This window comes from Streptomyces lydicus (genome assembly GCF_000717345.1).
Taxonomy (GTDB): Bacteria; Actinomycetota; Actinomycetes; order Streptomycetales; family Streptomycetaceae; genus Streptomyces; species Streptomyces lydicus.
In genome coordinates this window covers 148187-173297 of record NZ_JNZA01000007.1, presented here as the reverse complement: position 1 = coordinate 173297, position 25111 = coordinate 148187, and the positions used below count along the sequence as shown (strand labels likewise).

Sequence of the window (25111 nt, the reverse complement as noted above, 5' to 3'; positions counted from 1 at the left end):
AAGAGCGGCGAGGGAAGATCGACTCAGCGCATTACTGTCGGGCACGGGTGTGCGAGGGGTGCCGGGCTCGGGCCCGGTCAAGGGGAGGCCGGATGGAGAACAGCGGCATAACGCGGGGTGGCAGGAACCTGGTGACCGTCGTGGCGGTCGCCGGGTTGCTGATCGCCCTGTACTCCGTTTTCAGCCAGCTTTCCGCGCCGAAGGTCTTCGACGCGGACGACACCGAGATCGCGGTCTCCACGGGGGACCACTTCAGCGTGCGGGTCCCCGACGAGCCGGCCGACGGCTATCGCTGGATCATCGCCGAGCCCCGCCCCGACCCGGCCGTGCTCAGGGCGACGGGCCGCCACGAGGTCCCCGGCGGCCCCTCCACGGCCGGCACCGCACGCCACCTCGACTTCGAGGCGGTGCGCCCGGGCCGGACGGACTTACGGCTGCTGCGCTGCCGGACCTGTGCCGCCGGCGCCGCCGACGAGCCGGGCGCCCGCACCCTCAACTTCCGTGTCAGGGTGGGCTGACCGCCCGCCCGGCGAGGCCGTCGGCGCGAACCGCACGGCGGCGGGCACCGCCCTCCGGGCGTGGTTAGCATGAGGGTGCGGACCAGCGTTGACGGCCCGCGCACACCGTCCACGCCAGGGAGCTGAACGATCACCATGAGTGAACGGAGCGCACTGCGGGTGCGGTTGGCGGCGCTCTTTCGCGAGCTGATGAAGTTCGGTGCGGTCGGCGGCGCCGGCGTCGTGGTCAACTTCGCGGTGTTCAACCTCGTACGGCACTGGACCGAGGTCCCCGTCGTCCGGGCCAGCATCATCGCCACGGTCGTGGCGACCGGCACCAACTATCTCGGTTACCGCTACTTCACCTACCGCGACCGCGACAAGCAGGGCCGCACCAAGGAGCTCACGCTCTTCCTGCTGTTCAGCGCCGTCGGCCTGGTGATCGAGAACGGCCTGCTCTACGTCGCGACGTACGCGTTCCACTGGGACAGCCCGCTGCAGAGCAACGTCTTCAAGTTCCTGGGCATCGCCCTGGCCACGCTCTTCCGCTTCTGGTCCTACCGCACCTGGGTCTTCCGCACGCTGCCCGCCCGTGAGGCGATCGAGACGGCGGAGTCCTTCCTCGCCGACGGCTCGCACCGTCCGCGCAGCGCCTCCAGGAAGTAGCGGCGCCCGGGCGGCCCGTGCCGGGTCACGCCTCGATGACGGGCTCCGCCTCGCGGGCCAGGAACAGCGCGAACACCGGCGGGTGCTGCTGGAGCAGCTCCAGCCGTCCGCCGTCCGCCTCGGCCAGGTCCCGGGCGACGGCGAGCCCCAGCCCGGTGGAGTTACGGCCGGAGACCGTCCGCTCGAAGACCCGTGAGCCGAGGTCCGGCGGCACCCCGGGCCCGGCGTCGGTCACCTCGACGACCGCCTGGTTGCCGGTGACGCGGGTACGCAGCGCGACCGTCCCGTCGCCGTGCATCAGCGAGTTCTCGATCAGCGTGGCCAGCACCTGGGCGACCGCGCCCGGGGTGCCGACGGCCCGCAGGCCCTTCTTGCCGGAGCGGACGATGGCCCGCCCGGCGCTGCGGTAGGCCGGCCGCCACTCCTCGATCTGCTGCTTGACCACCTCGTCGAGGTCGAAGGCGACCGCGGAGCCGGTGCGCGGGTCACGGGAATTGGTCAGCAGCCGCTGGACCACGTCGGTCAGCCGCTCCACCTGCGCCAGCGCGATGGTGGCCTCTTCCTTCACGGTGTCCGGGTCGTCGGTGAGGGTGATCTCCTCCAGCCGCATGGACAGCGCGGTCAGCGGCGTCCGCAGCTGATGCGAGGCGTCCGCGGCCAGCCGCCGCTCGGCGGTGAGCATCCGCGCGATCCGCTCGGCGCTGGCGTCCAGCACATCGGCGACCCGGTCGAGCTCCTGCACGCCGTAACGGCGGTGGCGCGGACGGGGGTCGCCGGAGCCGAGGCGCTCGGCGGTCTCGGCGAGGTCGGTCAGCGGTGCGGTCAGCCGGCGGGCCTGGCGGACGGCCAGCACGACGGCGGCGAGGATCGCCAGCAGCGCCACGGCGAGGATGACCAGCAGCGTCCGGCCGACCTCCGAGCTGATCGTGGAGCGGGACTCCTGGACCGTGACGGACTCGCCGCGGTCGCCGCGCACCGTGGACTGGATGACCTCGCCCGCCGGCCGCTGCCCGATCTCGATCGGCGGCTTGCCGGGCACCTTGATCTCGGCGTGCCGCTTGGCGGTGATCTGCTCGGAGAGAACGTCGGGGGTGATCTTCTCGCCGCTGCCGAGCCGGCTCTCCACTATCCCGACGAGCCGGACCGCCTCGGAGGCCACGCTCTCCTGGGCCCCCGACTGGATCGTCCGGGTCTCGACGATGACGAGCGAGACGCCGAAGACGGCGATCACGACGAGCACCACGGCGAGCGTGGAGTTGATCAGGCGGCGGCGCACGGGCCCCTAGCTCTTCTCGAAGCGGAAGCCGACTCCGCGGACGGTGGCGATGTAGCGGGGGTTGGCGGCGTCGTCCCCGAGCTTCTTGCGCAGCCAGGAGATGTGCATGTCGAGCGTCTTCGTGGACGACCACCAGGTGGTGTCCCAGACCTCGCGCATCAGCTGGTCGCGGGTGACGACCCGGCCCGCGTCCCGCACCAGGACCCGCAGCAGGTCGAACTCCTTCGCCGTGAGCTGGAGTTCCTCCTCGCCCATCCAGGCGCGGTGCGACTCGACGTCGATCCGCACGCCGTGGGTGGCGGGGGGCTGCTGGGGCTCGGCGGTGGAGCCGCGGCGCAGCAGGGCCCGTACCCGGGCGAGGAGTTCGGCGAGCCGGAAGGGCTTGGTGACGTAGTCGTCGGCGCCGGCGTCCAGGCCGACGACGGTGTCCACCTCGTCGGCGCGCGCGGTCAGCACCAGGATGGGGAAGGAATGGCCTTCGTTGCGCAGCCGGCGGGCGACCTCCAGGCCGTCCATGCCGGGCAGCCCCAGGTCCAGGACGACGAGGTCGATGTTGCCCTGGAGACCGGCGTCGAGAGCCGTCGGGCCGTCCTCGCGCACCTCGACTTCGTAACCCTCGCGGCGCAGTGCGCGGGCGAGCGGCTCCGAGATGGACGCGTCATCCTCGGCGAGCAGTACACGGGTCATGGGCCGATGGTAGTCCGATGCGTCACGCCCGAGGGGCGGACCTGCACGGATGGCCGAGGCGGACCGTTCCTGCACCGGAGCCGTCCTGAGCTGCGACGCGTGCGGCGCACGCGGGCGGGCACGGTCGCACGAGGGGGCGCGCATGGTTCCCGGCGGCAGTGTGACCGTTGTCTCACGGCCGCCAACAGAAGGTGAACCGGACGTATGGTGGGCGGAACGTCCAATGCACAACCAGTGGGGCCGTGACGCACCTGTCGTCACCGGTCCCTCGTTGTGTGCGGTTCCGGAACCCCCGGATCCGATACACAGTGATTGACCTGTCGACCGGGTCCACCGCGCAGCAGCACGGGGGGCGTGGATCCCGGTGTCGGACCGTTCTGCCGAAGCTGACTCGTTGTCGAGCGGCTTCGAACCTCCCGGACGTGAGGGCGGGCAGGTCCACGCCGGTGCCGGTCATCCCCCACCGGGCGCGTAACGGCCTTCGAACGCGTCCCGAGCAGCAAGGAACCACCATGGCGTCCAGCCTGACGAAGGACGCGGCCAAGCAGGGGAACCCTGCAGACGGCGGCAAGACCTTCTTCGGCCACCCCCGGGGACTGGCCACTCTCTTCATGACCGAGATGTGGGAGCGCTTCAGCTTCTACGGCATGAAGGCCCTCCTCCCGCTGTACCTGATCGCGCCCGGCGGCATGCACATGAGTGCCACCACGGCCACGGCGATCTACTCCGTGTACATGGCGATGGTCTACCTGCTCGCGATGCCGGGCGGTTGGATGGCCGACCGCTTCTGGGGGCCGCGCAAGACGGTCGCCATCGGCGCCGGTGTCGTCATCGCCGGTCACATCACGCTCGCGCTCCCCACCGCGGCGAGCTTCTTCGCCGGCCTCGTGCTGGTCGCGCTCGGCTCCGGCCTGCTGAAGGCGAACATCTCCACGATGGTCGGCCACCTCTACAACGGCCCGGAGGACCCGCGCCGTGACGGTGGCTTCACGCTCTTCTACATCGGCATCAACCTCGGCGCCTTCCTGGCCCCGCTGAGCATCGGCACCGTCGGCGAGAACGTCAACTGGCACTTCGGCTTCACGCTCGCCGCCGTCGGCATGGCGCTCGGCCTCGCCCAGTTCATGCTCGGCACCCGCCACCTGAGCGCGGAGAGCAGCGTGGTCGCCCAGCCCGCGACGCCCGAGGAGAAGGCGTCCGTGCTGCGCAAGGGCCTGATCTGGCTGATCGTCGCGGCCGTGTTCTACACCGTGCTCGCCGTGACCGGTAACTTCGCCAACTGGGCGCTGATGCCGATCACCATCGCCGGTCTGGTCATCCCGATCGCGGTCCTGTTCCGCATGAAGCGGGACAAGGAGCTCAGCAACCTCGAGCAGTCCAAGCTCTCGGGCTACATCTGGTTCTTCGTGGTCGCCGCCGTCTTCTGGATGATCTACGACCAGAACGGCTCGACGCTCTCGATCTTCGGTGAGAACTCCACGACGAACGACCTGCTGGGCTTCCACTTCCCGACGTCCTGGTACCAGTCGCTGAACCCGATCTTCATCATGGCGCTCGCCCCGCTGGTCGCCTCGGGATGGCTGTGGCTGAACAAGCGCGGCAAGGAGCCGAGCACCGCGGTCAAGTTCGCGTCCAGCCTCGCGCTGATCGGCGTCTCCTTCGGCGTCTTCCTGATCCCGCTGTTCGACACCGCCGCCAACGGCGGGAAGGTCAGCCCGCTGTGGCTGGTGGCGATCTACTTCATCCAGACCGTCGGTGAGCTGTGCCTCTCCCCGGTCGGCCTGTCGGTCACCACGAAGATGGCGCCCGCCAAGTACAGCTCCCAGATGATGGGTGTCTGGTTCCTCGCGGTCACCGCGGGTGACTCGGTGTCGGGTCTGCTGACGTCGCCGCAGCTGAACGTCGATCTGAACACCTCGGGCGCGGTCGCCATCGAGGCCGCCCTCGCGGTCGTCGCCGGCCTCGGCATCTGGATGTCCCGCAAGCGGGTCAAGGAGATGATGGGCAGCGTCAACTGACGCCTGCCGGTCCCTGACAGCGAGTGAGGGGGGCGTCGCACCAGCTGGTGCGGCGCCCCCCTTCGTGCGTCCCGTGCGGGGTGTCCGGCTCGGCCGCCCCGTCAGCGGATCCGGGTCCGGCGCCGCGGCAGGAACGTGAAGACCGCACCGCCCAGCAGGACGGCGGTCCCGGCGAGGAGACCGAGCGCGGTCAGCGCGCCGTGGTCGCCGGCACCGGTCTCCGCGAGGCCGCCGCTGCTGCCGCTGCTGCCGCTGCCGCCCGAGACACTGGCCGGCCCCGCCGCGCTGCCGCCGGAGGCCGCCGCGCCGCCCGCCGAGCCCCCGGACGTACCGCCCTGCTGCGCCGAGGTGTCCAGGGCGAGCGAGACACCCGGGTCCTTCTCCGGGGTGCAGGTGGTGGTCGTCCCCAGGGCGTTGACGGTGAGCACGCCCGGGGTCAGCGTGGCCTTGCCGGTGGCGCCCGGCTTGTAGGTGCCCTTCAGGTCGGGGATCTCGATCGGGTCGCCCGACTTGATCGGCTGGGCGTTGGTCGGGCCGGTCACCTTGACCGAACCCTTGTCCGCGCCGCCGACCTTGACGTCCATGGACGGCTTGACCGAGTCCTTGGGGATGTCCGCGGGGCTGTCCATGACGGACTTCTTGAACTGCACCGTCAGGTCGTAACTGCCGCCCTTCTTCACCGCGTTCACCTGGACCGGCGAGGTCGCCTTCTTGTCCCCGATGGGGGTCTTGCAGGCGTACGGGACCTGGATTTCCTTGCCCTTGTACGCGGTGCCGTCGGGGTCGCCGCCGCTGCCGCCGGACGTGCCCGCGGTGCCGGCGGTCGTCCCGCCGTCCGTACCGCCGCCGGCCGCGCCGCCGTTGGTGCCGCCGCCGCTCGTACCGGCCGTCGAACCGCCGGTGGTGCCGCTGGTCGTGCTGCCGGTGCTGCCGCCGCTGGTGCCGGCCGTCGTACCGCCGGTGGTGCCGCCCCCGCCGTCGGTGACCTTGATGGTGACCGCGGGCTGCACCGCCTCCTTGGGCGAGCACTTGGTGTCCGTGGAGATCGGCTTGTTGACGTTGATGTTGTAGAAGCCGGGCGTCAGGGTGACCTCACCGGGCTTGGTCAGCTTCAGCTTGCCCGTCATGTCGGACAGCTTCATCGGACTGCCCTTGGGGATCGGCGGGTTCTGCCGCGGTCCCTGCATCGGCAGATCGCCGGTCTGCGCCCCGGCCACCTTGATCGTGCCGGTGGGCTGGACGGTGTTCTCCCCCAGGTCGAGGATGTCGGGGTTCTTGGACGCCCCCTCCACGGTCTTCAGGACCACCGTGATCTCGTCCCCGACCTTCGCCGTCGCGGGCGCGCTGACGTCCACCTTCGTGGTGCCCTCGATCGGCGGCAGCCCCGATATCGGCGGCGGCAGACACTCCGTCTTGTACGACACCTCCGCTGCCCGGGCGGTGCCGGCCGCGGTCAGCACGCCCGCCCCCGCGAGCACCAGCGCGGCCGCCGAGGCCACCGCAGCTCTCCTCCGTTGCCTCATCACGCAGAACCTTTCGACGTCGGTCGTTCGGTTGATGTGGTGGTGGACGGTGCGGTGTCCGGGGTGAACCACGGCAGCGCGGCGGAACCGCCGGCCGGCGTGGTGCCACGTGTGGCGGCAGTGCCCGCCGTACGGCGCGGCCGCACCCGGTCCACGATCGCCATGCCGATGCGGAACACCGCCATGGGAATCACCAGGCACAACAGCACCCAGAAGAGCGTGACGCCCCAGGGCCTGCCGACACCCCAGGGCTGCTCGACCAGGACCTTGTCGCCGTACTTCAGGGAGACCAGATAGTCGCCGTGGGCGCCGGCCGCCAGCTCGACGGGCAGCCTGACCTCGGCCTTCTTCCCGGCGGGTACGGTCCCCCGCCACTGCTGCTCCTCCCACTCGGGGGCGAGCACGCCGTGCGAGGTGCCGACCGTGAAGACCGGGTCCTTGGCCGGCGCCGAGCCGAGGTTGCCGACCGTGACGGTCAGCTCGCGTTGCGGCGGGGCGCCGAACCACGTCAGCAGGCCGCTGCTGCCCGTCAGCCGGGGTGGGGCGAGCACCGTCAGCCGGCCGCCGGCGCGTTCGTCGGGCAGCGGCGCCACCGGATGGCCGGCGACCTTGAACGCGGCGTCCGCGGCGGCCGGTTCACCCGTCACGGTCGCCACATGCACCACACAGGGGCAGGGCTTGGGCGGCTCGGCGACCGGCAGGCTCCGGCGGAAGGCGCCGTGTGCGTCGGTGGTGACGGCCCGTCCGTCCCCGTTCGCACAGGAGTTGGTGCCGCCGATCATGTTCTGTCCGCAGATCAGCAGGGTGAGCAGGGCCTTGGGCCGCCAGCCGCGGCCGGTCACCGTGATGCTGCCGCCCTTGCCGGCCTCCTTGCGGGAGAGCTGGACCGTGCGCGGGCCGTCGTCGGCCCGGGTGGCCGCACCGGCGACGGCGGCCGGCAGCAGGGCCAGGGCCAGGGCCAGTGCGGCGCACAGGGCCGGCACGGCCGCGGCCCGGCGCCCGGTGGGGGCCGTGAACCTGCCGGCCACGGTCGCTGTGCCCGTCTGCTTCCCCGCCCCGCCGCTCACGCCCGCGCTCCTGACGCCGAGCCCGCCAACTGCCCCGTCCCTTCGGCCGTTTCGGTGCCGGGGGCCCGCTCACCGCCGGCCCGGCCGCCCGGCCCACCCGTCACCGGACCACCCTTCGCCGCGGCGCGGCGCCGTCGCCGTACGGCCACCAGGCCGCCCGCCCCCGCCACCGGCACCAGCGCCGCCCCGACGACGGCGCCCCACCCGACCGGCGTGTACGAGGCCGTGGCGGACCCGTACGCGCCGCCCAGCGCGGTCACCGTGAGCCGCACCGCGACCGCGTCCAGCGCGGGCGGGTCCGGCCAGCTCTCCGTCAGGTCGACGCGCCCGCCGGGCCGCAGCCGGGCCGGCAGGCGGTGGGCGGGGCGCCGCAGCACCGGCCCGAACACCCCGTCGGCGCGCAGCGCGAGCCGCGGGCTGAGCACCGTGTTGCCGCGGTTGACCAGCGTGTACCGGATGACCGCGGCGCTCCCCTGCCCGCTCACCGCCACGTTCTCGACGGTCAGTGCCGACAGCCGCGGCCCGGTGACCCGCAGATGGACCGGGACGGCGGCCCGCCGGCCGTCCCGTCCGCCACTGGTCGCGACGAGCGTGCCGGGGTGCTCGCCGGGGGCGGCGTCGCGCGGCACGGTCACCGTGAACGGGACGCTCGCGCGGGTGCGCGGCGGGACCCTCACCTCCCGTGCGGCGAGCGCGAGCCACGAGCCGGTGCCGCGCAGCCGGACGGTGACGGCGCGTCCGGTGGGGTTGCCGAGGGAGAGCCGGTCGGTCATGACGGTGCCCGGCGCGCCCTCCAGATAGAAGTACGGGCGGTCCTGCGGTCCCGGGGCGGTCCCGGCGGCGGGCGCGGGCGCGGCGGACCAGCCGGGGCCCGCCGGCGCGGCCGCGGCCGGGGCGGGGCACAGCAGGCCGGCGGCGGCCGCGAGGGCCGCGCCGCGGAGCGCTGTGCGAGGACGGAACGGCATCGGCGGCTCCAGGTGCTCGTGCGCGTACACGGTGCGGAGACGGGGCGGTGCGCGGTGGGTCAGGCGCGCTGCCGGCGGCGGGTGAGCCAGAGCACCCCGGCCGCGCCGGCCAGCAGCACCGTGCCGCCGAAGGTGCCCAGCGCGACCGCGGAGTCCGCGGGCCCGGTCTGCGGCAGCTCTCCGCCGGAGGAGCCGCCGGAGGACGTGCCCCCTGAGGAGGTGCCCCCGGAGCCGCCCGAGGTGCCGCCGCCGGAGCCCTTCACGTCGAGGGTCAGCGAGGGCTTGGGGCTGTTGGCGGGGGTGCAGGTGGTGGTCGTGCCGAGCGCCTTGATGGTGAGCGTGGACGCCGTGAAGGTGACCTTGCCGCTGCCCTTGGGGGTGTACGTCCCGCTCAAGTCACTGATCTTGATGGGGGTGTTGGCCGGTATCGCCTTGTCGTTCGGCGGTCCGGAGACAGGCACCGTCCCGGTCTCCGTGCCGCCCAGCTTGATCAGCGCGCTCGGCTTCATGGCGCCCTTGCCCAGCTCCACGGGACTGGAGGAGACGCCCTTCCGGAAGGACATCACGAGCTTGTAGGCGCTGCCGCCGGCAGTGCCCTTGATGTCGATGGGCGAGACCGCGCCCTTGTTCCCGATCGGCGTTTTGCACTGGTAGTTGACGTCGACGACCTCGGCGTGGGCGGCCGGCGCGGTGAGCATCACCGCGGACCCCGCCGCCATCGCCACGGCAGCGGCGAGGCCGGCCGCCCGGCGCGGGCACCTGCCGTGCTGTTCGTAGAAGCGGGCCACGTTCCGTTCCCCTTCTCCCGGTGGGCGCACCGCCGGACGTTACTGACGGCACATCAGATTGGCCGCTCAAGGTACGCCGGGGACCTTGCCGAGGGAAGGCACAGCACAGCCCCGATCGGCACGGGCCCGCCGCGGCGGTGGGATTCCGGCCTGCCGGCGCCGGGGCGCGGCCGCATCCGGCGGACGCGGGGCCGCCGGCCGCACACGACAAAGCGCGGGCCCGCAGACCCGCGCTCACCTTTCCCGACTTCCCGCCCACGCCTTCAGGCCGGTGCCGCGAGCTCCGCCCACACGGTCTTGCCCGTGCCGTCGGCGTGACGTACCACACCCCAGTCCAGGCACAGCCGCTGCACGATGAACATGCCGTGACCACCGGGACGGCCGGGGCGGTGCGGGCTGCGGGGCGCCGGTGAGCCCGCGCCCAGGTCGCTGACCTCCAGGCGCAGCACCTTGGCGGTGCAGCGCAGCCGCAGCTCCTCGGGGCCCTCGGCGTGCAGACAGGCGTTGGTCACCAGCTCCGAGACGACCAGCAGCGCGTCCTCGGCCGCGGCCCGCTGGTCGGCGCCGGCAGCCGGCAGCCAGCCCCAGTCGTGCAGGGCCTCCCGGGCGAAGTCACGGGCCCGCGCCACGGTGCCCCTGGTGCCCGCCAGGCGCAGCCGGCGGATCTGGCCCGCGGGCACGGCAGCGGCCGGTCCGGCGGCGGAAGCACCGGCGCCGCCCGGCTCCGGGCCGAGGTCGCCCGGCGGATACGGCCGGGTGGTGCTCATCAGCGCTTCACCTCACCGATTCGCCTATTCACGGAGAACAGATAACTGACTGATTGCAACGGATTCAGATGTCTCCTGCCCGACCGGACCGTGAGAACACCCACTTCTTGGGCACGGAAGTTGTGACGCGTACTACGTGCCCGGAACGCGTCGTTCCGGGCACTCCGTGTCACGTCAGTCGGACAGGGCGGTATCGACCGAGTCATGCACCGTGAAAACCGCCTCCGCGCCAGTGATCTCGAAAACCCGGGCCACCACGGGCTGCATTCCGGCCAGGTGGACCCCGCCCCCCTCGGCCTCCGCCCTCAGGCGCGCGCCGAGCAGCACATTGAGCCCGGTGGAGTCCATGAACTCAAGGCGTGAGCAGTCCACCACCAGGCGCGCATAGCCGTCGTCCATGCAGCCTTCGAGTGACTCACGCAACAGGTCGGCGGTGTGGTGATCGAGCTCACCTGTCACCGTCACGACCGCGCTCGCGCCGTGATGGCGGATCTCGACGTGCAGCCGGCCCCGGCTTGCACTGCCGACCGTCCCGCGGTCCATGCGACGCGCACCCCTCTTGCTGTCTAGACGACTGAATTGCTTACGACTGCGCTCGTCGAACCCTACGCCTTCCTGACGCGCACGGGTAGCCGAACAATCCGCATATTGCTCAATATACGGACAACACGCACTTGCCATCTTCCCGCAAAGCCAGGTAGGCGTAGAAGCACACATTCGAAACGGCCGGCTTTGGAGGCGCCGCACACCGCAGCTTCACGGAGAGGCTTCGGCAGCCATATGCCGAGAACGATGGAGGAGACCATGTCACCCCGGCTCGACGAACTGCGCACCGACGACCACCGGCAGCCCGCATCGTCGACACCCCTGTCCGACCTGACCGGGCAGATCCCTTCCCAGTCCAGCCCTGCCGAATCAGACCTGGCAGGAATGTCTGAGATCGACGGTCTGCCCGAGATCCCGCCGTTCGACGAGGTGGGCCCGGTGGACGCGAGGGCTCTGTCCAAGACCCTCTTCGAGCGGCTCGAATCGCTGGAGGAAGGCACCCACGAATACGCGTACGTCCGCAACACCCTGGTCGAGCTCAATCTCGCCCTCGTGAAGTTCGCGGCCTCCCGGTTCCGCTCCCGCAGCGAGCCCATGGAGGACATCGTCCAGGTCGGCACGATCGGCCTGATCAAGGCGATCGACCGCTTCGAACTCAGCCGTGGCGTGGAGTTCCCGACGTTCGCGATGCCGACCATCGTCGGCGAGATCAAGCGCTTCTTCCGCGACACCAGCTGGTCGGTGCGGGTACCGAGGCGTCTGCAGGAACTGCGGCTGGACCTCGCCAAGGCCGGCGACGAACTGGCGCAGAAGCTGGACCGCGCCCCCACGGTGCAGGAACTCGCCGACCGCCTCGGGATCACCCGTGACGAGGTCGTCGAGGGGATGGCCGCGAGCAACGCCTACACCGCGAGCTCGCTGGACGCCCAGCCCGAGGAGGACGACAACGAAGGCGCGCTGGCGGACCGCATCGGCTACGAGGACCACGGCCTGGAGGGCATCGAGTACGTCGAGTCCCTCAAGCCGCTGATCGCCGAACTCCCGTCGCGCGACCGCACGATCCTCTCGCTGCGCTTCGTCGCCAACATGACGCAGTCCGAGATAGGCGAGGAGCTGGGCATCTCCCAGATGCACGTCTCCCGTCTGCTCTCCCGCACGCTCGTGAAGCTCCGCAAGGGCCTGATGATCGACGAGTGAGGCACCCGCGGTACCTGCCGGCCCCGTGCGGCCGGCAGTCGCCCGCGCGGAGGAGGGCCCGCCCCGGGGTTACCGGGACGGGCCCTCCTCCGCGTTCGGGCGCCGGGAACTCAGACGAGAACTCCCTTGTGCCACACGGCCGAGACGAGCGGCACACCCGGCCGGTAGGCGAGGTGCACGTGTGACGGCGCGTCCAGCAGGGCGAGGTCGGCGCGGGCGCCGGGGGTGATCCGGCCGACGTCCGTACGGCGCAGGGCGCGGGCGCCGCCCGCGGTGGCCGACCAGACGGCCTCGTCGGGGGTCATTCCCATGTCCCGGACGGCCAGCGCGATGCAGAACGGCATGGAACTGGTGAAGGACGAGCCGGGGTTGCAGTCGGTGGACAGCGCGACGGTGGCACCGGCGTCGAGCAGCCGGCGGGCATCCGGCCAGGTGGCGCGGGTGGAGAACTCGGCGCCCGGCAGGAGCGTGGCGACGGTCTCCGACCCCGCGAGGGCGTCGACGTCGGCGTCGGTGAGGTGGGTGCAGTGGTCGGCGGAGGCGGCGCCGAGCTCGACGGCGAGCTGGACGCCGGGGCCGTGGCCGAGCTGGTTGGCGTGCACCCGCGGCACGAGCCCCTTGGCCGCGCCGGCGGTGAGGATCGCCCGCGCCTGGTCGCCGTCGAAGGCGCCCTTCTCGCAGAAGACGTCGACCCAGCGGGCGTGCGGGGCGCAGGCGTCCAGCATCGGGCCGGTGACCAGGTCGACGTAGCCGGCCGGGTCGTCGGCGTGGTCGGGCGGGACGATGTGCGCGCCGAGGAAGGTGACCTCGTCGGTCTGCTCGGCGGCGATGCGCAGCGCGCGGGCCTCGTCCTCGACCGTCAGGCCGTAGCCGGACTTGGTCTCCTGGGTGGTGGTGCCCTGGCGGAGCCCCTCGGCGAGGTACCGGGCGACGTTGGCGCGCAGCACGTCGTCGCCGGCGGCGCGGGTCGCGGCGACCGTGGTGCGGATGCCGCCGGCGGAGTAGGGCCGCCCGGACATCCGGGCGTTGAACTCCTCGGTGCGGTCGCCGGCGAAGACCAGGTGGGAGTGGGAGTCGACGAAGCCGGGGATCACGGCCCGGCCGCCGGCGTCGACGGCGTTGTCGGTGGCGGGTGCTTTGCCGGACGGACCGACCCACGCGATGCGGTCGCCGTCGATGACGACCGCCGCGTCCTGGATCAGGCCGAGGGGGCCTTCGCCGAGGGAGGGGTCGTTGGTGACGAGCTGGGCGATGTGGGTGAGGGCGGTGGTCGGCGCGGAGTTCGTCGTCATCGCGGGGGTGTTCTCCTTCAGCCGCGCAGGGCGGCGATGGACTCTGCGAGGGCGGTGGGGACGTCGGGGACGAGGGTGTGCACGCCGTCGCGGACGATCTGCCGCCCGCCGACGACGGTGTGCCGCACATCCGCCGCGGAGGCGGCGAATACGGCCGTCTCGGCGGCCAGCCGGGGCAGTGGCCCGGCGGTGCGTACGGAGTCCAGCGCGATCGTGGTGAAGTCGGCGAGCGCGCCGGGTTCGAGGGTGCCGGCGTCGTCCCAGCCGAGGGCGGCATGGCCGTCGGCGGTGGCGGCGCGCAGCAGGGCGGCGGCCGTCCAGTGGCCGCGGGTGCGGGTGCGCAGCCGCTCGTCGAGCTCCATGGCGCGGGCCTCTTCGAGCAGGTCGATGACGGCGTGGCTGTCGCTGCCGAGCGAGAGCGGGCTGCCCCGGTCCTGGACGCGGGCGGCCGGGCCGATGCCGTCGGCGAGGTCGCGTTCGGTGGTGGGGCACATGCACACACCGGTGGTGGAGTCGCCGAGCAGGGCGACGTCCTCGTCGGTGAGGTGGGTGGCGTGCACGGCCGTGGTGCGCCGGCCCAGCACGCCGTGGTCGGACAGCAGCTGGGTGGGGGTGCGGCCGTGCGCCTCCAGGCACGCCTCGTTCTCGGCGGTCTGCTCGGAGAGATGGACGTGCAGCGGCGCCTGCCGCTCGCGCGCCCAGTCCGCGACGGTGCCCAACTGCTCGGCGGGCACGGCCCGTACGGAGTGGATGGCGGCCCCGATCCGGACGTACGCGCGGTCCGCCTTGATCCCGTCGGCGCGCTGCGCCCAGCGCTCGGCGGTGCCGTCGGAGAAGCGCAGCTGGTGCCGGTCGGGCGGGGCGCCGAAGCCGGCGGAGAGGTAGGCGGTGTCGAGCAGGGTGAGGCGGATGCCGGCGTCGGCGGCGGCCGCGATCAGCGCCTGCCCCATGGCGTTGGGGTCGTCGTAGCGGGTGCCGCCGGGCGCGTGGTGGAGGTAGTGGAACTCGCCGACGCAGGTGATGCCGGCGAGCGCCATTTCCGCGTAGACGGCGCGGGCGAGGGCGTAATAGCTGTCCGGGGTGAGCTGGTCGGCGGTGCGGTACATCAGCTCGCGCCAGGTCCAGAAAGTTCCGGAGCCGACCTGCACGGTGCCGCGCAGGGCGCGGTGGAAGGCGTGCGAGTGGGCGTTGGCGAGCCCGGGGATCGTCAGGCCGCGCAGGACGACGGCACCGGGCGGCGGGGTGGCGGCGCCCTTGTGGACGGCGGTGATGCGGCCGTCGGCGACCTCCACGGTCACGCCGGGCTCGACGTGCGTGCCGAGCCAGGCGTGTTCGAGCCAGTACGTCGTCGGTGTTGCCTGCGGCGTCAGTGGCACGCCAGCCCCTCCAGTACGTCGGCGAGTGCGAGGACCCCGGCGGCGCAGTCGTTCTCCTCCGCCGCCTCGGCGGGTGAGTGCGAGACGCCGGTGGGGTTGCGGACGAACAGCATGGCCGTGGGGACGGTTCCGGACAAAATACCTGCGTCGTGTCCGGCGCCGGTGCCCAGGACGGGCACCGGGCGCTCCCCCGACTTGCCGAGGATCGCGCCCAGCTCGTCGCGCAGCGCGTGCTGGAACTCCACGACGGGGGTGAAGGACTCCCGGACGACGGTCAGGTCCACCCCGTCGCGCGCCGCCCGCTCGGCGGCCGCCCGCTCGATCCCCTCGATCACGGTGTCCAGGGTGTCCTGGTCGGGGGCGCGGGAGTCCAGCCAGCCGCGGACGAGCGAGGGGATGGCGTTGACGCCGTTCGGCTCCACGCTGATCTTCCCGAAGGTGGCCAGGGCGCCGGCCAGCCGGGCCTGCTCGCGGGCGGCGAGCACGGTCGCGGCGTAGCTGAGCATCGGGTCGCGGCGGTCCTCCAGGCGCGTGGTGCCCGCGTGGTTGGCCTCGCCGTGGAAGTCGAACCGCCAGCGGCCGTGCGGCCAGATGGCGGAGGCGATGCCGACCGGGTCGCCGGACAGGTCGAGGGCGCGGCCCTGCTCGACGTGGAGTTCGACGAAGGCGCCGATCCGGGCGAGCCGTTCGGGGTCCGGGCCGATGGCCTCGGGGTCGTAGCCGGCGCGCTCCATGGCCTGCGGCAGGGTGGTGCCCTCGCCGTCGCGCAGCTGGTGCGCGGCCTCGGGGGTCAGCGCGCCGGCGGCCAGCCGGGAGCCGACGCAGGCCAGGCCGAAGCGGGCGCCTTCCTCGTCACCGAAGTTGACGATCGCCAGCGGCTTGCCGAACTCCGCTCCCCTGCCGCGGAGTTCGTCGAGCGCGGCGAAGGAGGAGACGACGCCCAGCGGGCCGTCGAAGGCGCCGCCGTCCGGGACGGAGTCCAGGTGGGAGCCGGTGACGACGGCCTCGCCGGGGGCCACGTCCTGGTAGCCGGTGGCGCCGAGCCAGGCCCACTGGTTGCCGTTGCGGTCGAGCTCGTAGGTCAGCCCGCGGGCCTCGGCCTGCGCCTTGAACCACGCGCGGCAGTCGGCGTCGGCGCCGGTCCAGGCGTAGCGGCGGTAGCCCCCGGAGGCGGAGCTGCGGCCGAGGGGCCGCAGCTCCTGCCACATCTCGTGGAACGAGGCGGTCACGCGCCCTCGCCTTCGCCCTCGCGCATCGGGATGCGGACACCGCGCTCGGCGGCGACCTCGTCGGCCCGCTCGTAGCCCGCGTCGACGTGCCGGATGACGCCCATGCCCGGGTCGTTCGTCAGCACCCGGCGGATCTTCTCCCCGGCCAGCGGGGTGCCGTCGGCGACGGTGACCTGGCCGGCGTGGATCGAGCGGCCCATGCCGACGCCGCCGCCGTGGTGCAGCGAGACCCAGGAAGCGCCGGAGGCGACGTTGACCATGGCGTTGAGCAGCGGCCAGTCGGCGATCGCGTCCGAGCCGTCCTTCATGGCCTCGGTCTCGCGGTAGGGCGAGGCGACGGAGCCGCAGTCGAGGTGGTCGCGGCCGATGGCCAGCGGGGCCTGCAGGGTGCCGTCGGCGACCATCTCGTTGAAGCGCTCGCCGGCCTTGTCCCGCTCGCCGTAGCCGAGCCAGCAGATCCGCGCGGGCAGGCCCTGGAAGTGGACCCGCTCCCCCGCCATCTTGATCCAGCGGGCCAGCGACTCGTTCTCCGGGAAGAGGTCCAGGATCGCCTTGTCGGTGGCCGCGATGTCGCGGGCGTCACCGGACAGCGCCGCCCAGCGGAACGGGCCCTTGCCCTCGGCGAACAGCGGGCGGATGTAGGCGGGCACGAAGCCGGGGAAGGCGAAGGCCCGCTCGTAGCCGGCGAGTTGGGCCTCGCCGCGGATGGAGTTGCCGTAGTCGAAGACCTCGGCGCCGGCGTCCATGAAGCCGACCATGGCCTCGACGTGCCGGGCCATCGACTCGCGGGCCCGCTGGGTGAAGTCGGCGGGCTTCTCCGTGGCGTAGGCGGCCATGTCGGCGAAGTCGATGCCGACGGGCAGGTAGGCCAGCGGGTCGTGGGCGCTGGTCTGGTCGGTGACGATGTCGATCGGCGCGCCCTCGGCGAGCATCTGCGGCAGCAGCTCGGCGGCGTTGCCGAGGAGCCCGATGGACAGCGGCTTGCGCTGGTCGCGGGCCTCGACGGCGAGCTGGAGGGCGTGCTGGAGGTTGTCCGCCTTCACGTCCAGGTAGCGGTGCTCGATGCGCCGCTCGATGGCGCGCGGGTCGCAGTCGATGCAGATCGCGACGCCGTCGTTCATGGTCACGGCGAGCGGCTGGGCGCCGCCCATGCCGCCGAGGCCGGCGGTGAGGGTGATCGTGCCGGCCAGGGTGCCGTTGAACTTCTTCGCCGCGACGGCCGCGAAGGTCTCGTACGTGCCCTGGAGGATGCCCTGCGTGCCGATGTAGATCCACGAACCGGCGGTCATCTGCCCGTACATGGTGAGGCCGAGGGCCTCCAGGCGGCGGAACTCCTCCCAGTTGGCCCAGTCGCCGACGAGGTTGGAGTTGGCGATGAGCACCCGCGGCGCCCACTCGTGCGTCTGCATCACGCCGACCGGCTTGCCGGACTGGACGAGCATCGTCTCGTCCTGCTTGAGCGTGGTGAGCGTGCGCACCATCGCGTCGAAGGAGCGCCAGTCACGGGCGGCCTTGCCCGTGCCGCCGTAGACGACGAGCTTGTCCGGGTGCTCGGCCACCTCCGGATCGAGGTTGTTCTGCAGCATGCGCAGCGCGGCTTCCTGCTGCCATCCCCGAGCACTCAGTTCCGTACCGCGCGGCGCCCGCACGGGTCGCGGTCCCGACATGGGCCGTGCCTCCTCGACATCGAATGGATTGAGCTATTCACATACTGACGTTGCTGAATAGCGCTAGTCAACAGGTCCCGGCGACCGGCTCGCCCCACCCGATGGGAACCGGCCGGCGCGAACGGCGGAGCACCCCTCGGCGACCTGGCGGATTCGACTTGCCCACCGGGAAAGTTCGCGGTAACTTTCCTTGTAGGAAAGTAAACGGGGAACCGTCCGTCACGCCTTGGGGAGGCGAAGGGCATGAGCACATCGGTGGATGCCGAACAGGCATGGCTGGATCTGCAGCGCATCCGGGTCCCGGAGGAGCGCGTCTACGACGAGATCGAACGCTGCGCCCACCGCGACGCGCGGTCGACGTACACCACGGCCGCGATCATGTGGGTCTTCATCGCCAGCTGGGGGCTGGACCTCCCGGAGTGGGCGTTCTGGCTGGTACTCGCCGGCTACGTCGTCGGGCTCGGCGCCCTGGGCTACCACTTCAACCGCCGGTCCCGGCTGCGGCTGCACCGCTCGCGGCACAGCTGGCGCCAGTTCGCCATGTTCTTCGCGGGCATGGTCGTGACCGCCGCGACCATCCTGCTCTCCGACCGGCTGGTGGAGTCGCTTGGACTGCCGTTCGGCAGCCTCATCCAGGCCACCGTCTCGGCCGGTGTCTTCGTGCTCCTCGTCGGGCCGGCGAACCGCTGGGCGGTCAGCACCCTGCGCGCCCGGGGCGCGCGGGCCGTCCTAGAGGGAGAGGCGCGATGAGTACCCCGAGCGGCTTCGACGAACTGATCCACCCTTCGACGAGACTGTCCGTCGTGGCGCTGCTCGCCGCCACGGAATGGGCCGACTTCCCCTTCATCCGCGACAGCCTCTCGCTCAGCGACTCCGCGCTCTCCAAGCAGCTGCACACCCTGGAGGAGGCCGGATATCTGGAGATCCGGAAGGAGGGCGGCGGCCGCAAACGCCGCACGAAGGTACGGCTGACGCAGCGCGGCCGGACCGCCTTCGAGGGCCATGTGGCCGCGCTCCGGGCGATCGTCGAGGGTGCGGGGGCCACGGCACCCCGCACGGCGGCCGAGCCGGAGCCCGCCACCGCGCGGACGGCACCGGCGTCACAGCAGCACCACGCGGAGGCCGGCCGATGACCACGACCGCAAGCGAGCCGGCGGCAGTCCCGGCGCCGGGCGCCCCCGGCGCCGCCGCGCCCGTCATCCGTGTCAGCGGCCTGCGCATGGCGTACAGCAGCGCCGATGTGCTGCACGGCATCGACCTCGACATCCACCGCGGCGAGATCTTCGCCCTGCTCGGCCCCAACGGCGCCGGGAAGACCACCACGGTCGAGATCCTGGAGGGCTTCCGGCAGCGGTCCGCCGGGGAGGTCCACGTCCTGGGTACGGACCCGGCGCGCGGCGACAACGCCTGGCGCGGCCGGATCGGCCTGGTCCTCCAGTCCTGGCGCGACCACCGCCGCTGGCAGGTCACCGAACTGCTGACGCACTTCGCCACGTACTACCCGGATCCGCGCGACCCCGCCGAGCTGCTGTCCGTGGTGGGGCTCACCGAGCAGGCGCACCAGCGGGTCGACCGGCTGTCGGGCGGGCAGCGCCGGCGGCTGGACGTGGCACTCGCCCTCGTCGGACGTCCCGAGCTCCTCTTCCTCGACGAGCCGACCACCGGCTTCGACCCGGAGGCGCGCCGCGACTTCCACGCGCTGATCGCCCGGCTCGCCGGCGACGAGGGCGTCACGATCCTGCTCACGACCCACGACCTGGCGGAGGCCGAGCGGCTGGCCGACCGCATAGCGATGCTGGTCAACGGCCGGATCCGGGCCTGCGGCACCCCGGCTGAGCTGGCCCGGCGGGCCGCCGCCCGGGCCGAGGTCCGCTGGACGGCGTCCGACGGCACCGCCCGCCGCGAGCGCACCGCGGACCCGTCCGGCCTGGTGTGGGAACTCCACCGCGAGGCGGGCGGCCCGATCGCCGACCTGGAGGTCCGCCGCCCGACGCTGGAGGACACCTATCTGCACATGGTGCACCGCGACGACACGGACGGGGCGGGGGAAACGAAGTGACCGCGGACGGATACGACGGGGGGACAGCGGTGACGGCAGGGACGACGGACACAGCAGGCATGACTGCGGCAGCAGGCGCGGACGGGGCGGCAGGGCCGGCAGGGACAACAGGGGCGGCGGCAACGACGACGGTCGGGAGGGGCGGTGCGACCGAGGGGGCCCGTGCGGCCGGTGCGGTCCGGACGGCGCACACCGGGCGGCGGTCCGCCGCGGCCCGGCGGCACTGGCGGGCCGGGTTCCAGCGCGGCGTGATCGAGATACGCCATCTCCTGCGGAACCCCAAGGAGATGACCGGCAATCTGCTCAACATCGCCGTCGCCCTGACCCTCGCGAGCTACCTCAGCGGCGACGTGCCCGGCACCCACGTGCCCATGGCCCATCTGACGCTCTCCGGCTTCGCCGCCTATCTGCTGTTCCAGATCGGCCTGGTCAGCCTTCCGCAGATCCTGGTGACCGAGCGGGAGGAGGGCGCCCTGCTGCGGCTGCGCGCCACCCCCGGCGGGATACCGGCCTACCTCGTCGCCAAGTCGGTGCTGGTGGTCGCCTTGGCGCTGGCCACCCTGGTCCTGCTCCTGGGCACGGCGGCCCTCCTTGTGGACGGACCGCTGCCGCACAGTGCCGGCGGCTGGCTGACACTGCTGTGGGTCAGTGCGCTGGGGTTGCTCGCCGTCGTGCCGCTGGGCGCCGCGATAGGTGCCGTGCTGCCCAACCCGCGGGAGGCGCTGGCGTTGATCATGCTGCCGGCGATGGCGCTGCTGATCACCTCGGGGGCGATGTTCCCGCTCTCCTCGCTGCCGGGGGTGGTCCAGAAGATCGCCTCGGTCTTCCCGCTGAAGTGGATGGCCCAGGGGCTGCGCTCGGCGCTGCTGCCCGACGCCGCCCGGGCCGCGGAGCCGGCCGGCTCGTGGGAGCTGCCGACGGTCGCCCTGGTGCTGACCGCCTGGGCCGTGCTCGGCTTCCTCCTGGCCGTACCGCTCCTGCGCCGGGCCGCCCGCCGCGAATCCGGCTCCCGCCTCGCGCAGCGGCACCGCAGGTCGACCGGCGACGCCCGGACCGCCTGAGGCCCGGCACGGACCGGCCGGGCAGCGGAACGGCGCGTACGGCAACCGGTCACCCGGCCGCCCCGGCCGGGGCGGCCGAACGGGTCGTACCGCAACCCGGCCGGGTCGCGAGGCCGTCCTCGTTGGCGGGCCCCCCGTCCTCAATGATGGAGTTGAGTCATGAGCCTCACGGACCGAGACCCAGCACGAGAACCGGACCGAGATCGAGAGCGGGGCCGCGAGCGGGACCGCGCGGTACGCGCAGCCGTGGCGCGGGGGCTGGTGGGACCGGACCGGCCCGTCGCCGGGCTGCTGGACGTCGACGGGGCGCGTCGCTCCGCGGCGGAACTACGCGCCGCCTTCGAGGAGTTCGTCGCGCCCGGCACCCCGGTCCTGCACGCGTTCGCGGTGAAGGCCGCCTCGCTCGTGCCCGTGCTGCGGCTGCTCGCACGGGAGGGGCTCGGCTGCGAGGTGGCCAGCCCCGGCGAGCTGGCGCTGGCCCGCGCCGCCGGGGTGCCCGCCGCCCGCACCGTGCTGGACTCCCCGGCCAAGACCCCCGCGGAACTGCGCGAGGCGCTCGCCCTCGGGATCGCCGTCAACGCCGACAACCCCGAGGAACTGGCCCGTCTCGACGCGCTGATGGCCGCCGCGCCGAGTGCCGCGCCACTGGGCCTGCGGGTCAATCCGCAGATCGGCGGCGGCACCATCGGCGCGATGAGCACCGCCACCGACACCTCCAAGTTCGGGATCGCGCTGCGCGACGAGGGCGCCCGCGAGTGGGTCGTACGGGCCTTCCTCGACCGGCCGTGGCTGACCCGGCTGCACGCCCACGTGGGGTCCCAGGGCATGCCGCTGGAGCTGATGGCCGCCGGCGTACTGGCCACGTTCGAACTGGCCGAGGAGATCAACGCGAAGGCCGGCCGACGTCAGATCGACACCCTGGACATCGGCGGCGGCCTGCCGGTGAACTTCTCCTCGGACGCCGTCACCCCCACCTACCGCACGTACGTGGCGCTGCTGCACTCCCTCGTTCCCGGCCTGTTCTCCGGCCGCTACGGCCTGGTCACCGAGTTCGGCCGCTCACTGCTGGCCAAGCACGGCACGATCCTCGCCCGCGTCGAGTACGCGAAGTCGGCGGGCGGCCGTCCCATCGCGGTCACCCATGCCGGTGCCCAGGTCGCCACCCGTACGGTCTTCGTGCCCGACGCCTGGCCGCTGCGGGTCGCCGCCTACGACGCGGAGGGCTGCCCCAAGACGGGCGAGCCGGTCGCCCAGGACGTCGCGGGGCCCTGCTGCTTCGCCGGCGACCTGGTCGCCGAGAACCGGCCGCTGCCGCGTCTGGAGTCCGGCGACCACGCCGCCCTGCTGGACACCGGCGCGTACTACTTCTCCACCCACTTCGCCTACAACTCGCTCCCCCGCCCGGGCATTTACGGCTATGCGGCCGACCCCGACGGCACGCTCCGCTTCGCGACCGTCCGCACTCCCCAGACCCTGGAGGAGCTCACGGTCGAGAGCGGCGCCGCCCACACGGACGCGCTGGACGGCCTCGGGGAGCGGTGAGCGGCATCCCGGCGCGGCAGCCGGCCCTCACTCCACGAACAGGCCCCGTGCCGCCGCCCTGGAGTCGAACTCCTCCAGCCGGGCCTGGGCGTCCGGGAGGGCGTCGCACATGGCCTCCAGCAGGACGCGGCCCAGCAGCATCGGGGCGCAGGCCGTGTCGAAGGCCAGGCCGGTGCCGACCGGGGCCGGCAGGAGCAGGTCGGTGTGGTGGGCGACGGGGGCGAACGCGCTGTCCGCGACGGTGATGACGGTCAGGCCGACCGTGCGGGCGTATTCGAGGGCGTCGACGACCTCGCGGGGGTGGCGGGGCAGGGCGAAGCAGATGAGGGCGGTGGCGCCGGCCCGGGCGGCGGCGTCGATCCGGTCGGTGAGCATGGTGCCGCCCTCGTCCAGGAGGCGGACGTCGGGGTGGACCTTGCGGGCGAAGTAGGCGAAGCCGGCAGCCTGGGCGGTGGCGGCGCGCAGGCCGAGGACGGGGAGCGGGCGGGAGGCGGCGAGCAGCCGGCCGGCCTCGCTCACCGGCGCCGGGTCGGCGAGCGCCGCGGCCAGGTGGCGGAGGTTGTCGATCTCCGCCTGCACGGCCTGCTGGTACTCGTTGTACGAGCCGGTGTCGTCGGGCTTCTCGGTGGGGGCGACCTCGCGCAGATGGCGCCGGAGCGCCGGGTAGCCGTCGAAGCCCAGGGCGACGGCGAAGCGGGTGACCGAGGGCTGGCTGACGCCGGCCAGTTCGGCCAGTTCGACGCTGGAGAGGAAGGGCGCGTCGGCGGCCCGGCGCACCATGCAGTGCGCGATCCGGCGCTGGGTGGGGGTCAGCCGGTGGCCCTCGAACAGCTTCTGGAGGCGGGCGGCGGTGCCGGTGTCCGCGCCCCCGGCCGCACCGTTCTCCGCGCCCCGCGTCTCGCGGGCGCGCTGCTGCTCCGTGGTGGCCGGCCGGCCGCCGGCCGCGCCGGCGACGCCGCCGTTGTCCCCGTCCCCGCTCATCGCCTCTTCTTCCCGGCCCGTTCGGGGGCCTTCTCCTGTGTCGACCGACTGTACGGAACTTCTGGCCCGCGCCGACCCGCGCGACGCCTCGTGAGCGCGCCGGACGGGCCCGTCACCCCGGCCCCGGGGCCCGGCCCCCGGGCCTAGCACCCCCTCCGCCGGCGCCCCGCCCCCGTCCCCGGAACCGGCCCCTCATCCGCACACATCCGTTCATATCCGTGCCAGCTCGTCCAGCAGTCCCATCGCGACCGCGACGTCCGCGGTCAGCGGGCGGTCCTCCATACGGGGATCGAGGGCGTCGGCGGCGAGGTGGTAGGCGTCGGTCAGGGGGAGGCCGGGGTCGGGTTCGAGGGAACGCATGCGCAGGGCGCGGACGGCGGCGACCAGTTCGCAGGCGAGGACCTGACGGTAGTACGTGCAGGCCCGCAGGGTCTGGCGGGCGGCCAGCGAGGCGAAGCTGGCCTGTTCCTCGACGCCCCGGGAGAGCACGGCGTGGCCGAGGGAGGCCGGGTGGGAGACCGCACGCATCTCCCCGAGGGCCGCGCCGGCCGCGTACTCGAGGATCATCACGCCGGAGCTGGCCGGGGCGGCGTCGCCCAGGAAGGGCCGCAGCCTCGTGAAGTCCGGCTCGGAGAGCGCGGCCAGGCGGGCGGTGGACAGCCGCGCCGTCTGCAGGACGGCGAGGCGGAAGGTGTCGAGGGCGAGCGCCGCATGGGCGGCGTAGAAGTTGCCGTGGTGGTAGGCGGCCTGGTCCTCGATGCTGATCAGGGGGTTCTCGGCGGCGGCGTTGACCTCCACGGTGAGGACGTCGTCGAGGGTGTCGGCGGCGTCGAGCGCGGGGCCGTGGATCTGGGGGAGGCAGCGGAAGCCGTAGGGGTCCTGGATGCGGCCCAGCGGCGGGGCGGGGCGCGGCGGTACGCCCGCGAGGGTGCGCATACGGGTGGCGGCGGCCGCGGAGCCGCGGTGCGGGCGGGCCAGCATCACCGGTTCGGCGAAGGGTTCGTGGGAGCCGCCGACCGCGAGCAGGGAGAGCGCGGCGACCGGCAGCGAGGCGGCCAGGAGGCGGCGGAGTTCGTCCAGGGCGAGCGCGGACTGGCCGAGCGTGAGGGCGTTGCTGCTGATCAGGGCCAGCGCGTCGTTGTTGTCGAGGGCGAGCGGGTCCGGGGCCCGGGCTCCGGGCGCACACGTCCAGGGGTGTTCGCCGGCCAGCGCGAGCCCGGTCTGGGCGAGGGCGGCGAGGTCTCCGGTGCCGACCGCGCCGTGCTCGTTGACGACGGGGTGCGCGCCCGACTCCAGCGCGGCGAGGAGCGCGGTGATGACGGCGGGGTTGAGGCCGGCGCCGCCCGCCAGCAGCTGGTTGACCCGCACCACGAGCATGGCGCGGACCTCGCGGGCGGGCAGCGGGTCGCCGATCGCGCCGGCGTGGCTGCGCAGCAGGCGGAGTCCGTGGGCGGCGTCGGCGGCCCCGACGTCCTCCGTACGGTTCGCGCCGACGCCGGTGCTGCGCCCGTAGACGCGGCCGGTGGCGGCGAGGCGGCGGGCGGTCTCCCAGGATTCCTCGGCGCGGGCGAGCGCCTTGGGGTCGGGCGGGGCGGGGCGGGCGGTGCGCTCCGCGAGGGCGGCGATATCGGCGGTGTGCAGACCGGTGCCGTCGAGTGTGATGCGCCGGCCGGCCCGCCGTCCGGTGTCCAGCATGTGGGAAACCAAGGGGCTCAACTCCCTCTTATAACGCGCTTTGTGAATGAAAGTCCGACACCACGTTCCGTACGGTGAAGCGAAGTACGAGGCGAATTCAGGAGAGAACTCGCGGGTATCGCGCGCCGTCACCACGCGATGTAACGAGCGATTTACTTCCGCCTATTGACTTCTATTCATACGCCTAAGACTCTGCATGACACTATGCAGGC

At 72.9% G+C, this 25111-nt stretch carries 23 protein-coding genes; 9 read left to right on the top strand and 14 right to left on the bottom strand.

Annotated features, from left to right (window positions below; translation table 11 throughout):
- The first annotated feature begins 92 nt into the window (after positions 1 to 92).
- Together OO62_RS08250 and OO62_RS08245 are read left to right on the top strand one after the other, a co-directional pair.
- Positions 93 to 518 (top strand): protease inhibitor I42 family protein, encoded by a 426-nt coding sequence (locus tag OO62_RS08250; RefSeq protein ID WP_228332462.1) that lies wholly within the window; start codon positions 93 to 95, stop codon positions 516 to 518.
- A 135-nt stretch (positions 519 to 653) separates the two neighbouring features.
- Positions 654 to 1163: a GtrA family protein gene (locus tag OO62_RS08245; RefSeq protein ID WP_033266592.1), complete on the top strand. Its 510-nt coding sequence runs from the start codon at positions 654 to 656 to the stop codon at positions 1161 to 1163.
- A gap of 25 nt (positions 1164 to 1188) precedes the next feature.
- Here the strand turns inward: OO62_RS08245 and OO62_RS08240 are convergent, their stop codons facing one another.
- Both OO62_RS08240 and OO62_RS08235 read right to left on the bottom strand, forming a co-directional pair.
- Positions 1189 to 2439: an ATP-binding protein gene (locus OO62_RS08240; RefSeq protein ID WP_033266591.1), complete on the bottom strand. Its 1251-nt coding sequence runs from the start codon at positions 2437 to 2439 to the stop codon at positions 1189 to 1191.
- 6 nt (positions 2440 to 2445) lie between these two features.
- Positions 2446 to 3126, bottom strand: a complete 681-nt coding sequence (locus tag OO62_RS08235) for a response regulator transcription factor (RefSeq protein ID WP_033266590.1) — start codon at positions 3124 to 3126, stop codon at positions 2446 to 2448.
- A gap of 512 nt (positions 3127 to 3638) precedes the next feature.
- On the opposite strand from OO62_RS08235, the gene OO62_RS08230 reads away from it, so the two are divergent.
- The gene (locus OO62_RS08230; protein ID WP_033266589.1) at positions 3639 to 5144 is read left to right on the top strand and encodes a peptide MFS transporter; all 1506 of its coding nucleotides are present in this window, start codon (positions 3639 to 3641) and stop codon (positions 5142 to 5144) included.
- A gap of 101 nt (positions 5145 to 5245) precedes the next feature.
- Here OO62_RS08230 and OO62_RS08225 read toward each other — a convergent pair whose 3' ends face one another.
- The 6 genes from OO62_RS08225 to OO62_RS08200 all read right to left on the bottom strand — a co-directional run bounded on the left by OO62_RS08225 (position 5246) and on the right by OO62_RS08200 (position 10797).
- Positions 5246 to 6667, bottom strand: coding sequence for a hypothetical protein (locus OO62_RS08225; protein WP_033266588.1), 1422 nt, complete (start codon positions 6665 to 6667; stop codon positions 5246 to 5248).
- Positions 6667 to 7695: a hypothetical protein gene (locus tag OO62_RS08220; protein ID WP_033266649.1), complete on the bottom strand. Its 1029-nt coding sequence runs from the start codon at positions 7693 to 7695 to the stop codon at positions 6667 to 6669. Before OO62_RS08220 ends, OO62_RS08225 begins: the two co-directional genes overlap by 1 nt.
- Positions 7696 to 7730: 35 nt before the next feature.
- On the bottom strand, positions 7731 to 8699 hold the full coding sequence (locus tag OO62_RS08215; RefSeq protein ID WP_033266587.1) for a COG1470 family protein: 969 nt from the start codon (positions 8697 to 8699) through the stop codon (positions 7731 to 7733).
- 59 nt (positions 8700 to 8758) lie between these two features.
- Complete coding sequence (locus OO62_RS08210; protein ID WP_033266586.1) at positions 8759 to 9487, bottom strand: LPXTG cell wall anchor domain-containing protein; 729 nt, start codon at positions 9485 to 9487, stop codon at positions 8759 to 8761.
- Between the two features lie 263 nt (positions 9488 to 9750).
- On the bottom strand, positions 9751 to 10254 hold the full coding sequence (locus OO62_RS08205; protein WP_033266585.1) for an ATP-binding protein: 504 nt from the start codon (positions 10252 to 10254) through the stop codon (positions 9751 to 9753).
- A 174-nt stretch (positions 10255 to 10428) separates the two neighbouring features.
- Positions 10429 to 10797 (bottom strand): STAS domain-containing protein, encoded by a 369-nt coding sequence (locus OO62_RS08200; protein WP_033266584.1) that lies wholly within the window; start codon positions 10795 to 10797, stop codon positions 10429 to 10431.
- 249 nt (positions 10798 to 11046) lie between these two features.
- Between OO62_RS08200 and OO62_RS08195 the strand changes: the two genes are divergently transcribed.
- The gene (locus OO62_RS08195) at positions 11047 to 11997 is read left to right on the top strand and encodes an RNA polymerase sigma factor SigF (protein ID WP_033266583.1); all 951 of its coding nucleotides are present in this window, start codon (positions 11047 to 11049) and stop codon (positions 11995 to 11997) included.
- 110 nt (positions 11998 to 12107) lie between these two features.
- Here OO62_RS08195 and hutI read toward each other — a convergent pair whose 3' ends face one another.
- Genes hutI through hutU form a run of 4 tightly spaced genes read right to left on the bottom strand, consistent with a single transcriptional unit; the run spans position 12108 to position 17561 of the window.
- Positions 12108 to 13289 carry an imidazolonepropionase gene (hutI, locus tag OO62_RS08190; RefSeq protein WP_033266582.1) on the bottom strand — a complete coding sequence of 394 codons (1182 nt, stop codon included), beginning with the start codon at positions 13287 to 13289 and terminating at the stop codon, positions 12108 to 12110.
- A 17-nt stretch (positions 13290 to 13306) separates the two neighbouring features.
- Positions 13307 to 14665 carry a formimidoylglutamate deiminase gene (locus OO62_RS08185; protein WP_033266581.1) on the bottom strand — a complete coding sequence of 453 codons (1359 nt, stop codon included), beginning with the start codon at positions 14663 to 14665 and terminating at the stop codon, positions 13307 to 13309.
- Positions 14656 to 15873: an allantoate amidohydrolase gene (locus tag OO62_RS08180; RefSeq protein ID WP_228332646.1), complete on the bottom strand. Its 1218-nt coding sequence runs from the start codon at positions 15871 to 15873 to the stop codon at positions 14656 to 14658. Before OO62_RS08180 ends, OO62_RS08185 begins: the two co-directional genes overlap by 10 nt.
- 17 nt (positions 15874 to 15890) lie before the next feature.
- Positions 15891 to 17561, bottom strand: a complete 1671-nt coding sequence (gene hutU, locus OO62_RS08175) for a urocanate hydratase (RefSeq protein WP_033266579.1) — start codon at positions 17559 to 17561, stop codon at positions 15891 to 15893.
- 243 nt (positions 17562 to 17804) lie between these two features.
- On the opposite strand from hutU, the gene OO62_RS08170 reads away from it, so the two are divergent.
- The 5 genes from OO62_RS08170 (at position 17805) to OO62_RS08150 (ending at position 22223) form a co-directional block, all read left to right on the top strand.
- Positions 17805 to 18311, top strand: a complete 507-nt coding sequence (locus tag OO62_RS08170) for a hypothetical protein (RefSeq protein WP_180290045.1) — start codon at positions 17805 to 17807, stop codon at positions 18309 to 18311.
- Complete coding sequence (locus tag OO62_RS08165; protein WP_033266577.1) at positions 18308 to 18694, top strand: transcriptional regulator; 387 nt, start codon at positions 18308 to 18310, stop codon at positions 18692 to 18694. The genes OO62_RS08170 and OO62_RS08165 overlap by 4 nt, the downstream gene beginning before the upstream one ends.
- Positions 18691 to 19620 (top strand): ABC transporter ATP-binding protein, encoded by a 930-nt coding sequence (locus OO62_RS08160; RefSeq protein ID WP_051732882.1) that lies wholly within the window; start codon positions 18691 to 18693, stop codon positions 19618 to 19620. The genes OO62_RS08165 and OO62_RS08160 overlap by 4 nt, the downstream gene beginning before the upstream one ends.
- A gap of 59 nt (positions 19621 to 19679) precedes the next feature.
- Entirely contained in the window at positions 19680 to 20681 is a 1002-nt protein-coding gene (locus OO62_RS08155; RefSeq protein WP_078617072.1) for an ABC transporter permease, read from the top strand.
- A gap of 159 nt (positions 20682 to 20840) precedes the next feature.
- The gene (locus OO62_RS08150; RefSeq protein ID WP_051732878.1) at positions 20841 to 22223 is read left to right on the top strand and encodes a type III PLP-dependent enzyme domain-containing protein; all 1383 of its coding nucleotides are present in this window, start codon (positions 20841 to 20843) and stop codon (positions 22221 to 22223) included.
- 27 nt (positions 22224 to 22250) lie between these two features.
- On the opposite strand, the gene OO62_RS08145 is transcribed toward OO62_RS08150, so the two are convergent.
- Together OO62_RS08145 and OO62_RS08140 are read right to left on the bottom strand one after the other, a co-directional pair.
- Positions 22251 to 23204 carry a MurR/RpiR family transcriptional regulator gene (locus OO62_RS08145; protein ID WP_033266576.1) on the bottom strand — a complete coding sequence of 318 codons (954 nt, stop codon included), beginning with the start codon at positions 23202 to 23204 and terminating at the stop codon, positions 22251 to 22253.
- Positions 23205 to 23414: 210 nt separating this feature from the next.
- Positions 23415 to 24899 (bottom strand): aromatic amino acid ammonia-lyase, encoded by a 1485-nt coding sequence (locus OO62_RS08140; protein ID WP_033266575.1) that lies wholly within the window; start codon positions 24897 to 24899, stop codon positions 23415 to 23417.
- Positions 24900 to 25111 lie beyond the last annotated feature (212 nt).